This window comes from Xanthobacter lutulentifluminis (assembly GCF_043194675.2).
Classification (GTDB): Bacteria; Pseudomonadota; Alphaproteobacteria; order Rhizobiales; family Xanthobacteraceae; genus Xanthobacter.
Genome location: NZ_CM195525.1, coordinates 2,647,199 through 2,661,775, shown reverse-complemented (window position 1 = coordinate 2,661,775; position 14,577 = coordinate 2,647,199). Strand labels below are relative to the sequence as shown.

Sequence of the window (14,577 nt, the reverse complement as noted above, 5' to 3'; positions counted from 1 at the left end):
CGAGCCAAGCCGCATGACCGGTTCACCGTCCGACGTGGATACGCTTCTCGGCATCCTCGACCTGGAGCCCCTTGAGATCAACCTGTTCCGCGGTCGCACCGTCGCCTCGGACGGGGCCCGGGTGTTCGGCGGACAGGTGGTGGCGCAGGCGCTGGTGGCGGCGCAGCGCACGGTGGAGGCATCGCGCGGCGTCCACTCCCTGCACGGCTACTTCCTGCTGGGCGGCGATTCGCGCGTGCCCATCATCTACGACGTGGACCGCATCCGCGACGGGCGCTCCTTCACCACCCGGCGGGTGGTGGCGATCCAGCACGGGCAGGCCATCTTCAGCATGGCGGCGTCGTTCCAGGTGACGGAGGAGGGCCCGTTCCACCAGAGCACCATGCCGGACGTGCCGCCGCCGGAGGACCTTCCGGAGGACCACGTGTGGCGCGAGAAGCTGCTGCGCCGCTTCCCGAATGCCGCCAAGCGCGACTGGATGGCCCTGCGCCCGCTCGAGATCCGGCCCACCAGCCTCGACCCGGCCTATCTGGGCTCGCCGGGCGTGAAGCCGAGCATGTGGCTGCGCACCCGCGGCCGCCTGCCGGACGATCTGCCCACGCATCAGGCGGTTCTGGCCTATGCATCCGACCTGTCGCTGCTCCAGGCAGCGCTGTTGCCACACGGCCGCTCGGTGCTCGACCGCGACATGCAGGTGGCCAGCCTCGACCATGCGCTGTGGTTCCACCAGCCGTTCCGGGCCGACGAATGGATGCTCTACACGCAGGAAAGCCCTGCGGCATCAGGCGCCCGCGGCTTCTGCCGGGGCGAGCTGTTCACCCGCGACGGCACCCTCATCGCCTCCGCCACGCAGGAAGGCCTGATCCGTCCCGTGGTCCCGCGCTGAGCGCATCCAGCTGCAGCGCAACAGCACGATCACGCAGGCGCGAGACAGAAATGGCGCCCGCGTAGGCAGACCGCACAAAAAATAGGCTAAGAAAGCGGCCGGCCGGCGGCGAAGCCATGTCGTCGCGCGGCATGGCTGAAAAATATGCACGCGACTCCGTGGCTGGCCCCATTTGGCACGGTACTTGATTCCTGACTGCGCAGGCTTGCCAGCCGCGGCGTGGATCGCCCCCCGACCCGCTCGGCGAAGCCGCCGCGAGAACCACCGATCGCGTCCCTTCCCGGGGCGCCTCGGCATCAAGGGAACAGGGACCGATCCATGAAGATCGTCATGGCCATCATCAAGCCATTCAAGCTGGAGGAAGTGCGCGACGCCCTCACCGGAATCGGTGTGCACGGGCTGACCGTGACCGAGGTCAAGGGCTACGGGCGTCAGAAGGGCCACACCGAGATCTACCGCGGCGCCGAGTACGCGGTGAGCTTCCTGCCGAAGCTCAAGATCGAGGTCGCGGTCGCGGCCGACCAGGTCAGCAAGGTGGTGGAGGCGATCACCTCCTCCGCGAAGACCGGTCAGATCGGCGACGGCAAGATCTTCGTCCTGCCGATCGATCACGCCGTGCGCATCCGCACCGGCGAGACCGACGCCGACGCGCTTTGAGCCTTCCTTATTCGACGGAGCCATAATCCATGACGTTCAAGACGTGGACCCGCGCGGGCCTTCCCGCGCTCCTGCTGGCGACGGCCATCGCCGCGCCGGTGCTGGCCCAGACGGCCGCACCCGCCACCGATGCCACCACCACCGCCGCGGCCGCCGCGGCCGCCCCTGTCGTCAACAAGGGCGACGTGGCGTGGATGCTCACATCCGCCGCCCTCGTGCTGATGATGTCCATCCCCGGCCTGTTCCTGTTCTACGGCGGCCTCGTGCGCGCCAAGAACATGCTCTCCGTGCTCATGCAGGTGACGTACAGCGTCTGCGTCGTGGGCATCATCTGGGTTCTCTACGGCTACTCCATCGCCTTCACCGGCGGCTCGCCCTTCATCGGCGGCTTCTCCAAGGCCTTCCTCTCGGGCGTCACGGCCGAATCGCTGGTCGGCACCTTCTCCGTGGGCGTCGCCCTGCCGGAGTGGGTCTACATCGCGTTCCAGATGACCTTCGCGATGATCACCCCCGCCCTCATCTTCGGCGCCTTCGCCGAGCGCACGAAGTTCTCCGCCGTGGTGCTGTTCGTGCCGCTGTGGGTGACCTTCGTGTACTTCCCGGTGGCGCACATGGTGTGGTACTGGGCCGGCCCGGACGCGATCGACGCCGCCGCCAAGGCTGTCGCCGCCGCTGCTGACGGCGCCGCCAAGACCGCCGCCCAGACCGCGCTCGACGGCGTGCTCGCCGATGCCGGCTACATCTTCTCGCTGGGCGCGATCGACTTCGCGGGCGGCACCGTGGTGCACATCAACGCCGGTATCGCCGGCCTCGTGGCCTGCATCATGGTCGGCAAGCGCCTGGGCTACGGCAAGGAGGCGCTCTCGCCCCACTCGCTGACGCTCACCATGGTCGGCGCCTCCCTGCTGTGGGTCGGCTGGTTCGGCTTCAACGCCGGCTCCAACCTGGAAGCCAACGCGGTGACCGGCCTCGCCATGATGAACACCTTCATCGCTACCTGCGCCGCGGGCCTCTCGTGGATGCTCGTGGAGTGGCTGGTGAAGGGCAAGCCCTCCATGCTGGGCCTCGCCTCGGGCATCGTCGCCGGCCTCGTGGCCGTGACGCCGCCGTCGGGCTTCGCCGGCATCATGGGCTCTCTGGTCCTCGGCCTCATCGTGTCCCCGATCTGCTTCTTCTTCTGCACCGCCATCAAGAACGCGCTCGGCTATGACGACGCGCTCGACGTGTTCGGCGTGCACGGCATCGGCGGCATCGTGGGCGCCATCGCCACCGGCATCCTGGTGAGCCCCGCCCTCGGCGGCACCGGCATCTTCGACTACACCACCGGCAAGGTCGCCGATTACGACATGGCCACCCAGGTCATCGCCCAGGTCAAGGGCGTGCTGGTGACCGTGGCGTGGTCCGGCATCGGCACCGCCGTGATCCTCTTCGTGATCTCGGTGGTGGTGGGTCTGCGTCCCTCCACCGACGTGGAGCGCGAGGGTCTCGACATCAACGAGCACGGCGAGCGCGCCTACCACTCGTGAGCCGGAAGGGGCGGGAGCTTCCCGCCCCGTTCCGGTCGCATCGGGGCGGGCTGTCCCACCCCGGCGCACCGCATCAGGAGCGGGCCCGTCCCGTCTCCGAAGGTTCAAAAAAGAGGGGAACCGGGAAGACCCCGGCGCGCAGGCGCCGGGGTTTTTCTTTGCCCGCATGCGACGCCCGCATGCGAGGCCCGCGTGCGACCGCCGCGTCCCCGCACCGGCGCGCGACCCCGCCGACCCGCCGCCGCCTGCGGCACATGCGGGCTTTTCGCCGCCCGGCACGCCTGCTAGAAGCCGGGGCATGTACGGCTCTTTCCGGATCAATGGGCGAGACGCCCGCGGCTGCTGCGGCCCGGCGCGAATTATCGGCCCGGCCCCCCGCCGGCGCGCCTGAGCGCGCGGGGGGCGCCGGGTTTTCCTCGCCCCTGATCCGCCCCCCTTGCCCGAGCGATCCATGACCGAGACCGAGACGTCCGCCGCCACGGACTATTCCAAGACCCTGCTGCTGCCGGAAACGGCGTTCCCCATGCGCGCCGGCCTGCCCAAGCTGGAGCCGGAGCTGCTCGCCCGCTGGGCGCGCCTCAAGCTCTACGAGCGCCTGCGCGAGGCCGGCCGCGGCCGCGAGCGCTTCGTGCTGCACGACGGCCCGCCCTATGCCAACGGCAACATCCACATCGGCCACGCGCTCAACAAGATCCTCAAGGACGTGGTGACGCGCTCCCAGCAGATGCTGGGCTATGACTCGAACTACGTGCCCGGCTGGGATTGCCACGGCCTTCCCATCGAGTGGAAGATCGAGGAGGAGAACTACCGCAAGAAGGGCAAGCAGAAGCCCGACTTCTCCGACGCCGCCGCCATGGTCGCCTTCCGCCAGGAATGCCGCGCCTATGCCGAGGAGTGGGTGGGCAGGCAGCGCGAGGAGTTCAAGCGCCTCGGCGTCGAGGGCGACTGGGACCGCCCCTACACCACCATGGCGTTCATGGCCGAGGCGCAGATCGCCCGCGAGATCATGAAGTTCGCCGAGAACGGGCTGCTCTATCGCGGCTCGAAGCCGGTCATGTGGTCGGTGGTGGAGAAGACCGCTTTGGCCGAGGCGGAGGTGGAGTATCAGGACTTCACCTCGGATACGGTCTGGGTGAAGTTTCCGGTGGCCTCCGAGGGCGACCTGAACAGCGCCACCGTCGTCATCTGGACCACCACGCCCTGGACCATGCCCGGCAACCGGGCGGTGACCTATTCGCCGAAGATCGCCTATGGCCTCTATGAGGTCACCGACGCCCCCGCCGACAACTGGGCCAAGGCCGGCGATCGCCTGATCCTTGCCGACAAGCTGGCGGACGAGGTGTTCAAGTCGGCGCGTGTCACCGCCTTCGAGCGACGCGGCGACGTGCCGGCGCAGGTGCTGGCGAGGCTGGTCCTCGCCCATCCTCTCGCGCGCCTCGGCCTCGGCGGCTACGAGTTCCAGGTGCCGCTGCTGGAGGCCGACCACGTCACCGACGACGCCGGCACCGGCTTCGTCCACACCGCCCCCGGCCATGGCCGGGAGGACTTCGAGGCGTGGGTGAGCCACCGCCGCTGGCTGGAGGAGCGCGGCATCAATCCCGCCATCCCCTACACGGTGGACGAGGACAGCTTCTACACCTCCCAGGCCCCCGGCTTCGAGGGCCGGCGCGTCATCACCGAGAAGGGCGAGAAGGGCGATGCCAACGGCGCCGTCATCGCCGCGCTGATCGAGGCCGGCAACCTGCTCGCGCGCGGGCGGGTGAAGCACCAGTATCCCCACTCCTGGCGCTCCAAGAAGCCGGTGATCTTCCGCAACACGCCGCAATGGTTCATCGCCATGGACCAGGACATCCGCGACGCGGACGGCAAGGCCGCGCCGCGCCCGGAGACCCTGCCCGGCAATGCGCCCGACACCCTGCGCGCCCGCGCGCTCGCCGGCATCAAGACGGTGGAATGGGTGCCGGCGGCCGGCGAGAACCGCATCACCGGCATGATCGAGAACCGGCCGGACTGGGTGGTCTCGCGCCAGCGCGCCTGGGGCGTGCCCATCGCCGTGTTCGTGAAGGACAAGGGCGACGGCTCGGTGGAGATCCTGAAGGACGCCGGGGTGAATGCCCGCATCGCCGAGGCCTTCGCCGCCGAGGGCGCCGACGCCTGGTTCAAGGAAGGCGCCGCCGCGCGCTTCCTTGGCGAGCGCGCCGCGCAGGGCTGGCAGAAGGTGGACGACGTGCTGGACGTCTGGTTCGATTCAGGCTCCACCCACGCCTTCACGCTGGAGGTGCGGCCGGATCTCAAGGCCGCGCGCCCGCCGGAAGGCCATGACAAGGTGATGTACCTCGAGGGCTCGGACCAGCACCGCGGCTGGTTCCATTCCTCGCTGCTGGAGAGCTGCGGCACCCGCGGCCGCCCGCCCTACGACGTGGTGCTGACCCACGGCTTCGTCCTCGACGAGGACGGGCGCAAGATGTCCAAGTCGCTGGGCAACGTCACCTCGCCTCAGGATGTCATCAAGCAGTCGGGCGCGGACATCCTGCGCCTGTGGGTCTGCGCCTCCGACTATGCGGACGACCTCAGGATCGGCCCGGAGATCCTGAAGACCACCGCCGACACCTACCGCAAGCTGCGCAACACCATCCGCTGGCTGCTCGGCTCGCTGCACCATTACCGGCCGCAGGAGCGGGTGGCGGTGAGCGAGATGCCCTCGCTGGAGCGCTATGTGCTGCATCGCCTCGCGGAGCTCGACGGGGAGATCCGCGCCGCCTATCGCGCCTTCGACTACAAGAAGGTGCACGCGGCGCTGACCGCCTTCATGAACATCGAGCTCTCCGCCTTCTACTTCGACATCCGCAAGGATGCGCTCTACTGCGATCCCCTGTCCTCGGTGACGCGGCGCGCCTGCCTCACCGTGCTGGACGAGGTGTTCAACCGGCTCGTGACCTGGCTCGCGCCCATCCTGCCCTTCACCTGCGAGGAGGCGTACATCGCCCGCACCGGGGACCAGGAGGGCTCGGTGCACCTCCTCGCCTTCCCCGAGACGCCGGCGGCGTGGCGCGACGACGCCTTGGCCGAGCAGTGGCGCCGGGTGCGGCTCATCCGCCGCGTGGTGCTCGGGGCGCTGGAGGTGGAGCGCGCCGCCAAGCGCATGGGCTCCTCGCTGGAGGCGGCGCCGGAGGTGTTCATCTCCGACGACGCTCTGGCCGATGCCCTCGCCGGCCTCGATCTTGCGGAGATTTCCATCACCAGCGCGGCGCGCCTCGTGCGCGGGGAAGGCCCGGCGGACGCCTTCCGCCTGTCCGACGTGCCGGGCGTCGCCGTGGTGCCGACCCGCGCGGAGGGGCGCAAGTGCGCCCGCTCGTGGAAAATCTCGCCCGAGGTGGGCAGCGATCCCGAGTTCCCGGACGTGACCCCGCGCGATGCGGCGGCGCTGCGGGAATTCGCCGCCGCACGCGCAGCCGCGCAGTAAGCGGACGTCGTCGCGGCCGACCGCTTCCGGCCGGCCGCCTGCCCCTGCGATGCGTTGCCGGCGGCCGCCCGCTCCTCTATGACCGGAGCGCGGGCGGGCGCCATCGACCATCGCGGCGGCCGCCCGGATCGCGGACCGGACAGCCCCGAGAGGCACCTTGCAGCGACACGCCATCCGTTTCGGCCTTCTCATTGCCCTCGTCGTGCTGGTCGCCGACCAGGCGTCGAAGGTCGCCGTCCTGTCCTGGGCCGAGCGCTGGCCGCAGCAGCTGCACCCGGTCACGCCCTTCCTCGATTTCGTCGCCCTGTGGAACTACGGCATCAGCTACGGCCTGTTTCCCCAAGGGGAGACCGGCCGCTGGGTGCTGGTGGCCATCAAGGTGGCGGCGGCCCTGCTGTTCGGCGTCTGGCTGACGCGGGCGCACAACCGGCTGGAGGCGTTCGCCCTCGGGTTGCTGATCGGCGGCGCCATCGGCAACGCGGTGGACCGGGTGGTCTATGGCGCGGTGTTCGACTTCGTCTCCCTGCACGCCCTCGGCTACCGCTGGTACGTGTTCAACCTCGCTGATGTGGCGGTGGTTGTTGGGGTGGCGCTGCTTCTTTATGATGCCTTCTTCAGCCGTGCCTCAAAATCGCCGCCCTCGGCCGCGCCAATGGCGCCGAATTCCGACGGCCCGCGCGAGGGATGAGCGCGGCTCCGCTCGGGTACTGGCGCTGCCCGGCATGGGTTGCGCCGGCTAATGGTCACGCTCGGGAACGAAGAGAGACAACAGGATGCGCGTGAGCCCGAAACGTCTGCGCGGCGCGGCCGCCGGCCTTTGCGGCGCCCTCGGCGCCGGCTTCCTCCTCGCGGCGGCCCCGGTCGCCACGCCCGCGATGGCGCAGGGCATCGACGGCAGCACCAATGTGTTCGACACCGCCCTCCAGCTGTTCGGGCTGAAGGACGAGGAGCCCAAGCCCGAGATCGACTACCGCGAGCGCGCGCCGCTGGTGGTGCCGCCCAAGGTGCCCGACACCCTGCCCCCGCCCCAGGCGAGCGCGGCGGATGCCAACCCCAACTGGCCCAAGGACCCCGACGTGGCGCGCCGCAAGCGCGAGGCGGAGGCCTCCAGGACGCCGGTGGTGCGCGATGATCCGGGCCGGCCGCTGCTGCCGTCCGAGCTGAACAAGGGCAAGCGCAAGACCCTCGGGCAGGCGCCGTCCTCCCCCACCGAGCCGGTGGGCGCGGAATCCAAGCGCGATGTGCTGCTGCCCGACCAGCTCGGCTTCACCGGCTGGATGAACGGACTGACCGGCAAGCAGGACCAGCTGACCTTCAACGGCGAGCCGGAGCGCGAAAGCCTCGTCCAGCCGCCGCCCGGCTACCAGACGCCCGCCCCCAACGCGCCCTACGGCACGGTTGAGGCGAAGAAGGAGCCGTTCAAGTTCCCGACGCTGTTCGACAAGCAGTGACGGCACGCGGCTGACGTGGCCGCCGCGCGAGCGGCCGTGACGCATCGGCGCACGGCGGAGCGGCGCACGGTGGTACAGCACACGGTGGAACAGCGCACGGCGGAACAGCCCGCGCGGGATGACCGCGCGTCTGCTTTCATCGGACCGAGGCCCGCCGGCTGCGTCCGGTCCCCGGCGCTGCGCCGGCCGCTCCGGGCCGGGATCATGCGCCGCCGAACCGCGGGCGCGGGCCTTCCGGCGAGCGCCGCCGTGACTATCTATCCTTGACGTGCCGCCCCATCGGCGCGTCGAATGCCGAAAGATCGCCACGTGTTCATGAGCCGTCTTGCCATGGTTGCCATTCTTGCCGCCGGTGCGGCCACCGCTGCGCCGCGCATCGCCGACGCTGCGGGGCCGGAAGTCTCCCAGTTCCAGCTCCCCAACGGCCTTCAGGTCATGGTCATCCCCGACCACCGCACGCCGGTGGTCACCCACATGGTGTGGTACAAGGTGGGATCGGCCGACGAGCAGGCGGGCAAGTCGGGCATTGCCCACTTCCTCGAGCACCTGATGTTCAAGGGCACGGACGCCCACCCGCAGGGCGAGTTCTCGGCCGAGGTGGCGCGCCTCGGCGGGCAGGAGAACGCCTTCACCTCGCAGGACTACACCGCCTATTTCCAGCGGGTGGCCAAGGAGCACCTGGAAAAGGTGATGGGCTTCGAGGCCGATCGCATGACCGGGCTCAAGCTCTCCGACGAGGTGGTGCTGCCCGAGCGCGACGTGGTGCTGGAAGAGCGCCGCATGCGCACCGACAACGATCCCGGCGCGCGCCTGTCCGAGGTGCTGCAGGCCACGACGTACGTGAACCACCCCTACCAGCATCCCATCATCGGCTGGGAGCACGAGATCAAGGGGCTCAACCGCGAGGACGCCCTCGCCTTCTACCGCCGCTATTACGCGCCCAACAACGCGCTGCTGGTGGTGGCCGGCGACGTGGACCCGGCCGAGGTGAAGGCGCTGGCCGAGAAGACCTACGGCAAGGTCGCCCGCGCCGACACCCCGCCCCGCGCCCGCCCGCAGGAGCCCGAGCCCCGCGCCCACCGCCGGGTGGCGCTCGCCGATCCGCGCGTGGCCCAGCCGAGCCTGCAGCGCACCTATCTCGTGCCGTCCCTGCGCACCGCCCAGCCGGGCGAGGCGGAGGCGCTGGAGGTGCTGGCGCAGATCCTCGGCGGCGGCCAGACCAGCCGCCTCTACCGCACGCTCGTGGCGGAGAAGGGCGTCGCCGCCGGCGCCGGCTCCTGGTATCAGGGGACGGCGTATGACGCCACGCGCTTCGCCGCCTATGCCTCGCCCCGTCCGGGCGTGAGCCTCGACGACCTGGAAGCGGCGGTGGACGCGGTGATCGCCGAGCTGCAGGAGAAGGGCGTGGACGAGCTGGAGCTCGCTCGCGCCAAGACCCGCCTGACCGCCGACACCATCTACGCCCAGGACAACCAGTCGACGCTGGCGCGCATCTACGGCGCCTCGTGGGCCACCGGCGTCTCCGCCGACGACGTCCGCGCCTGGCCGGAGCGGATCAAGGCGGTCACCGCCGAGCAGGTGAAGGACGTGGCGCGCCGCTATCTGGTGACGGATCGCGCCGTCACGGGCCACCTGAAGCAGGCCGAGCCCCGCAAGGACAACCGCTCGTGAGGGCAGGCGCCGCCACCCTTCCCTTCCGCGCCGCGCGCCGCCCTGGCGCCGGCCGGCTCCTCATCATGATGGCAGCGATGGCTCTCTCCCTTCTTTCCGCCGGCACCGCGCACTCCCAGTCCAGCCGCATCACCGAAGTCACGAGCCCCGGCGGCATCAAGGCCTGGCTGGTGCATGACACCACCCTGCCCCTGGTCGCCATGGAGTTCGCCTTCCTCGGCGGCGCGGCACAGGACGGCAAGGAGCTGCCCGGCCTCGCCAACCTCACCTCCTCGCTGCTGGACGAAGGCGCCGGCCCGCTGGACGCCGCCCAGTTCCAGAGCGCGCTGGCCGACCACGCGGTGGAGCTGCATTTCGACGCCGGGCGCGACGAGATCCGCGGCTCGCTGCGCACGCTCTCCGAGAACCGGGAGAAGGCGTTCGAGCTGCTGCGCCTGTCGGTGAACGAGCCGCGCTTCGAGACCGAGGCCATAGAGCGCATCCGCGCCGCCCACATGGCCATGCTGCGCCGGCGCTCCACCGAGCCGAACTCCATCGCCAACGAGCGCTGGTTCGCCCTCGCCTTCCCGGACCACCCCTATGGCCGGCCGGTGGACGGCACGCTGGAAAGCCTGCCGCGCATCACCCGCGACGACATCTCCGGCTTCGTGCGCCGCACCTTCGCCCGCTCCAACCTGCGGGTGGCGGTGGTGGGCGACATCACCGCCGAGGAGCTGGGCAAGCGGCTCGATGCCGTGTTCGGCACCCTGCCCGCCACCGCCACGCTGACCCCGGTGGCCAACGTGACGCCGCAGAAGATCGGCACCGTGGACGTGGTCTCCCTCGACGTGCCGCAGTCGGTGGTGGTGATGGGCACCGGCGGGCTGGAGCGGCGCGATCCGGACTTCATCCCGGCCTACGTGCTCAACCACATCCTCGGCGGCAGCGCCTTTTCCTCGCGCCTGTTCAAGGAAGTGCGCGAGGCGCGCGGGCTCGCCTACTCGGTCTATTCCTACCAGGTGGCGCTGGCCCATACCGGCCTGTGGTTCGCCGGCACCGCCACCAAGAACGAGCGGGCGGGCGAATCCATCTCCATCATCACCGACGAGTTCCGCAAGATCCTGAAGGACGGCCCCTCCCAGAAGGAGCTGGACGAGGCGCGCAGCTATCTCATGGGCAGCTACGCCCTCAGGTTCGACACCTCGCTGAAGGTGGCGGGGCAGCTGCTGCAGATCCAGCTGGACGATCTCGGCATCGACTATATCGACAAGCGCAACGACCTGATTGCGGCCGTGACGCTGGATGACCTGAAGCGGGTGGCGGGCCGTCTCGCCGTCGCCCGCGATGCGCTGACGGTGGTGGTCGGCAAGCCGGCGGGCCTCGGCGGCTGAGGGGGATCGCCGGGTAACCATACTTTGGTGCAAATTGCCCGTTACCGCCCCCACGGGTCGGCGGGAGGTTCCGAAGCCATTGCCCGCTTTGCTATAACGGCGTCCGGGACCGGAAAGCCGACGGAGTTGATCGACATGGCGGGTGGACAGACGACCGCTCCTCACGATGCCCCTGCGCGCGGTTTCGCCGTGCGGCATCGTCGGGCATGCGCATCCCGGCTGATCGTTCCGGCCCTGCTGGCCCTGACGCTGGCCGGCTGCGGCGCCGGCGAGGGGCTGGACGGGGCGTTCGGCTCGCAGGACGTGGGCGTGGCGGGCGGGACGCGCGTCGCGAGCGGCGCCAGCGCCACCTCGGCCGGCGTGGTCAACAGCGGCACCACCGGCGCCCTCACGGTCGGCTCCGGCGCCAACACCGAGACCTATGACTGCCCGCTGCTGACCGTGCGCACCGGCGCCGCCACCTGGCAGGTCACCGACAAGCCGTCCGGCGCCCTGCGCTATCAGGGCACCATCGGCCGGCTGGCGCGCGAATGCTCCATCGCCGGCGGCACCATGCTGGTGAAGGTCGGCATCGAGGGCCGCATCCTGCTGGGCGAGAAGGGCTCGCCCGGGCAGGTGAAGGTTCCCATCCGCATCGCCGTGGTGAACGAGGGGCCTAACCCGAAGACCATCACCACCAAGTTCTTCGCCGTGGCGGTGGACGTGCCGGCCGATCCCGGCCACACCGCCTTCACCGTGGTGGAGGACCAGATCTCCTTCCCGCTGCTGAAGCCAGCGGACATGGAGCGCTATGTGATCTACGTGGGCTTCGATCCGCAGGGCACGCCCGAGCCGCGTGACCGGCCGAAGCCGGCTCCCTCGGCAGCCGCCAAGCCGAAGCCCAAGCCCAAGCCCGCGGCGGCCCCGGCCGAGCCGGCAGCGCCCGCGGCCTCGTCTTCGGGCGCCCCGGCGAGCGACGTGTTCGGCCCGCCGCCCTCCAGCGGCAGCAGCGGCGGCGGCTTCTCGGCACCGCCGTCGAGCGGAGGATTCTCGGCACCGCCGTCCACCAGCACCTTCTCCCCGCCGCCCAAGTAACGCCGCGCGTAACGCCGCGCGCCGTTTCAGGCGGCCTGCGGAGGCATCTCGGCACCGTTTGCCGGATGGACACAGCGCCGGTCGGGGAAAAGCCGGTCTCCGATCGCGTCGCCGGTGGCGCGGCGCGTTGACGCCCGCCGCCGTTCGCCTATGCTGCGGATGCGTTCGGGCTTCGGCTCGGCCGCAGCATATCGGACGATCCCTGCGGGAGAGACCGGCAGCCCTTTGAGGGTGAGCCGGCGCCGAAGGCGCAACCGCCCCGGAACCGCTCAGGCAAATGGACCGCAGGGGGACGAATCTCTGGAAAGCAGCGTCGGCTGCCGCGTTCGCGCGTCGCCACCGCTCACCGAAGGAGTAAGCCGGCCCTTCCACGAGGCGCGGTGAAATCTCTCAGGTCCGTGAGACAGAGGGGGCGCCGCGCGGATCCCACCGGATCCGGAATTTGGCGCTATCGTCCGGGAGCCCCTCGTGGATCAATCCGAGCCGCTGCTCGAAACCCCGCTCGCCGCTGCCCACGCCGCCCTCGGGGCGCGCATGGTGCCGTTCGCCGGCTATCTCATGCCGGTGCAATATCCCGAGGGCATCCTCGCGGAGCACGCCTGGACGCGCACCCACGCCGGCCTGTTCGACGTCTCGCACATGGGCCAGGCCCTGCTGCGCGGCCCCGACCACGCCACCACCGCCCGCGCGATCGAGGCCCTCGCCCCCGCCGACGTGCTGAATCTCGCGCCCGGCCGGCAGCGCTATTCCCAGCTCACGGCAGATGACGGCGGCATCCTCGACGACTTCATGGTCACCCGCCCGGCCGACCCGGCGGCGGACGGCACCTTGATTCTGGTGGTGAACGCCGCCTGCAAGGCCGCCGACTTCGCCCACATCGCCGCCCGCCTGCCCGAGGCGGTGGCGCTGGTGACGCGGCCGGAGCGCGCGCTCCTCGCTTTGCAGGGGCCGGAAGCGGCGACCGTGCTGGCCCGCCATTGCCCCGACGCGGCGGCGCTGGACTTCATGGCCGCCACCGCCTCCACCTTCGACGGCGAGCCGGTGGAGATTTCCCGCTCCGGCTACACCGGCGAGGACGGCTACGAGATTTCTGTTCCCGCCGAGGCCGCCCCGGCCGTCTGGGCCGCTTTGCTGGCGGAAGCGGAGGTGAAGCCCATCGGCCTGGGCGCCCGCGACAGCCTGCGCCTCGAGGCCGGGCTGTGCCTCTACGGCCACGACATCGACACCACCACCTCGCCGGTGGAGGCGGGACTGGTCTGGTCCATCCAGAAGCGCCGCCGCGCCGAGGGCGGCTTTCCGGGCGCCGCGCGCGTCCAGCGCGAGCTGGCCGAGGGAGCGTCCCGGCTGCGCGTGGGCCTGCGGCTGGACGGCCGCGCCCCGGGCCGCGAGGGTGCCGAGATCGCCCATGAGGGCACGGTGATCGGCCGGGTCACCTCCGGCGGCTTCGCCCCCACCCTCGCCGCGCCCATCGCCATGGGCTACGTGCCGCCGGCCCTCGCCGCACCCGGCACCCGCCTCGACATCCTGGTGCGCGGAAAGGCCCTGCCGGCCACCGTGACACCGCTTCCATTCGTGCCGGCGCGCTATGCGCGCAAACAGAAGACGGGGGTCTGATCCATGACGAGCGTCCGCTACACCAAGGACCACGAATACGTGCGCATGGAAGGCGACCTGGCCGTGGTCGGCATCTCCGACTACGCCCAGCAGCAGCTTGGCGACGTGGTGTTCGTGGAGCTGCCCGACGTGGGCAAGGCGGTGGAAAAGGGCAAGGAAGCCGCCGTGGTGGAGAGCGTGAAGGCGGCGAGCGAGGTCTACGCCCCCCTCTCCGGCGAGGTGGTGGAGGTGAACGCCAAGCTGGAAGGCGCCCCCGGCCTCGTCAACGAGGACGCGCAGGGCAAGGGCTGGTTCCTCAAGCTCAAGCTCTCCAACCCGGCCGAGTTCGACGAGCTCATGAACGAGCACGCCTACAAGGACTATCTGGACACGCTGGGCTGACCATGGGCCACGATTATCACGCCACCATCCGCTGGGCCCGGGGCGATGCGGCCTTCACCGACGGCCGCTATCCGCGCGGCCATGTCTGGGCATTCGACGGCATCGAGGTGCCCGGCTCCTCCGCGCCCGGCTCGGTGCGGGTGCCGCTCTCCCGCGAGGACGCGGTGGACCCCGAGGAGGCGCTGGTGGCCGCCGCTTCCAGCTGCCACATGCTGTTCGCCCTCGATCTCGCCCGCCGCGGCGGCTTCCGGGTGGACAGCTACGAGGACGCGGCCGTGGGCGAGATGACGCCCAACGAGAAGGGCAAGCTGTTCGTCTCGAAGATCACGCTGACCCCCGTCATGGTCTTCTCGGGCGACAAGCTGCCGACCGAGGCGGACGTGGCCGCCCTCCACCACCGGGCGCACGAGGAGTGCTACGTGGCCCATTCGCTGCGCGCGGAGATGATCATCCTGCCGCGCTTCACCCTCGCCTGACACCGCAA

12 protein-coding genes and 2 riboswitches are annotated in these 14,577 nt (G+C 70.4%); all 12 genes read left to right on the top strand.

Annotated elements, in window-relative coordinates; all coding sequences use genetic code 11:
• Positions 1–13 precede the first annotated feature (13 nt).
• The 12 genes from tesB (at position 14) to V5F49_RS12120 (ending at position 14,569) form a co-directional block, all read left to right on the top strand.
• A complete protein-coding gene (tesB, locus tag V5F49_RS12175) occupies positions 14–886 on the top strand; it encodes an acyl-CoA thioesterase II (RefSeq protein WP_394115548.1) in 873 nt (290 codons plus the stop codon).
• Between the two features lie 318 nt (positions 887–1,204).
• Positions 1,205–1,543 (top strand): P-II family nitrogen regulator, encoded by a 339-nt coding sequence (locus tag V5F49_RS12170; protein WP_394115549.1) that lies wholly within the window; start codon positions 1,205–1,207, stop codon positions 1,541–1,543.
• Positions 1,544–1,572: 29 nt separating this feature from the next.
• Positions 1,573–3,069, top strand: coding sequence for an ammonium transporter (locus tag V5F49_RS12165; RefSeq protein ID WP_394115550.1), 1,497 nt, complete (start codon positions 1,573–1,575; stop codon positions 3,067–3,069).
• A gap of 451 nt (positions 3,070–3,520) precedes the next feature.
• A complete protein-coding gene (ileS, locus tag V5F49_RS12160) occupies positions 3,521–6,532 on the top strand; it encodes an isoleucine--tRNA ligase (RefSeq protein WP_394115551.1) in 3,012 nt (1,003 codons plus the stop codon).
• 157 nt (positions 6,533–6,689) lie between these two features.
• A complete protein-coding gene (gene lspA / locus V5F49_RS12155; RefSeq protein WP_394115552.1) occupies positions 6,690–7,220 on the top strand; it encodes a signal peptidase II in 531 nt (176 codons plus the stop codon).
• Positions 7,221–7,311: 91 nt separating this feature from the next.
• A complete protein-coding gene (locus V5F49_RS12150; RefSeq protein ID WP_394115553.1) occupies positions 7,312–7,983 on the top strand; it encodes a hypothetical protein in 672 nt (223 codons plus the stop codon).
• 330 nt (positions 7,984–8,313) lie between these two features.
• Positions 8,314–9,654 carry an insulinase family protein gene (locus V5F49_RS12145; RefSeq protein WP_509210673.1) on the top strand — a complete coding sequence of 447 codons (1,341 nt, stop codon included), beginning with the start codon at positions 8,314–8,316 and terminating at the stop codon, positions 9,652–9,654.
• A 77-nt stretch (positions 9,655–9,731) separates the two neighbouring features.
• Positions 9,732–11,024 carry a M16 family metallopeptidase gene (locus V5F49_RS12140; protein ID WP_394115555.1) on the top strand — a complete coding sequence of 431 codons (1,293 nt, stop codon included), beginning with the start codon at positions 9,732–9,734 and terminating at the stop codon, positions 11,022–11,024.
• Between the two features lie 135 nt (positions 11,025–11,159).
• Positions 11,160–12,098: a hypothetical protein gene (locus V5F49_RS12135; RefSeq protein WP_509210672.1), complete on the top strand. Its 939-nt coding sequence runs from the start codon at positions 11,160–11,162 to the stop codon at positions 12,096–12,098.
• 195 nt (positions 12,099–12,293) lie between these two features.
• A riboswitch (glycine riboswitch) is annotated at positions 12,294–12,393 on the top strand.
• A gap of 3 nt (positions 12,394–12,396) precedes the next feature.
• Positions 12,397–12,507: riboswitch (glycine riboswitch) on the top strand.
• Between the two features lie 59 nt (positions 12,508–12,566).
• Entirely contained in the window at positions 12,567–13,712 is a 1,146-nt protein-coding gene (gcvT, locus tag V5F49_RS12130; RefSeq protein WP_394115557.1) for a glycine cleavage system aminomethyltransferase GcvT, read from the top strand.
• A 3-nt stretch (positions 13,713–13,715) separates the two neighbouring features.
• Positions 13,716–14,093 (top strand): glycine cleavage system protein GcvH, encoded by a 378-nt coding sequence (gene gcvH, locus V5F49_RS12125; protein ID WP_394115558.1) that lies wholly within the window; start codon positions 13,716–13,718, stop codon positions 14,091–14,093.
• Positions 14,094–14,095: 2 nt separating this feature from the next.
• The gene (locus V5F49_RS12120) at positions 14,096–14,569 is read left to right on the top strand and encodes an OsmC family protein (RefSeq protein ID WP_394115559.1); all 474 of its coding nucleotides are present in this window, start codon (positions 14,096–14,098) and stop codon (positions 14,567–14,569) included.
• The last annotated feature ends 8 nt before the right edge of the window (positions 14,570–14,577 follow it).

Coding starts and splice junctions, on each gene's coding strand:
- V5F49_RS12170 (WP_394115549.1), top strand. CDS start 1,205: ATGAAGATCGTCATGGCCATCATCAAGCCATTCAAGCTGGAGGAAGTG.
- V5F49_RS12145 (WP_509210673.1), top strand. CDS start 8,314: ATGGTTGCCATTCTTGCCGCCGGTGCGGCCACCGCTGCGCCGCGCATC.
- V5F49_RS12135 (WP_509210672.1), top strand. CDS start 11,160: ATGGCGGGTGGACAGACGACCGCTCCTCACGATGCCCCTGCGCGCGGT.
- gcvH (WP_394115558.1), top strand. CDS start 13,716: ATGACGAGCGTCCGCTACACCAAGGACCACGAATACGTGCGCATGGAA.
- V5F49_RS12120 (WP_394115559.1), top strand. CDS start 14,096: ATGGGCCACGATTATCACGCCACCATCCGCTGGGCCCGGGGCGATGCG.
- tesB (WP_394115548.1), top strand. CDS start 14: ATGACCGGTTCACCGTCCGACGTGGATACGCTTCTCGGCATCCTCGAC.
- V5F49_RS12140 (WP_394115555.1), top strand. CDS start 9,732: ATGGCTCTCTCCCTTCTTTCCGCCGGCACCGCGCACTCCCAGTCCAGC.
- V5F49_RS12165 (WP_394115550.1), top strand. CDS start 1,573: ATGACGTTCAAGACGTGGACCCGCGCGGGCCTTCCCGCGCTCCTGCTG.
- ileS (WP_394115551.1), top strand. CDS start 3,521: ATGACCGAGACCGAGACGTCCGCCGCCACGGACTATTCCAAGACCCTG.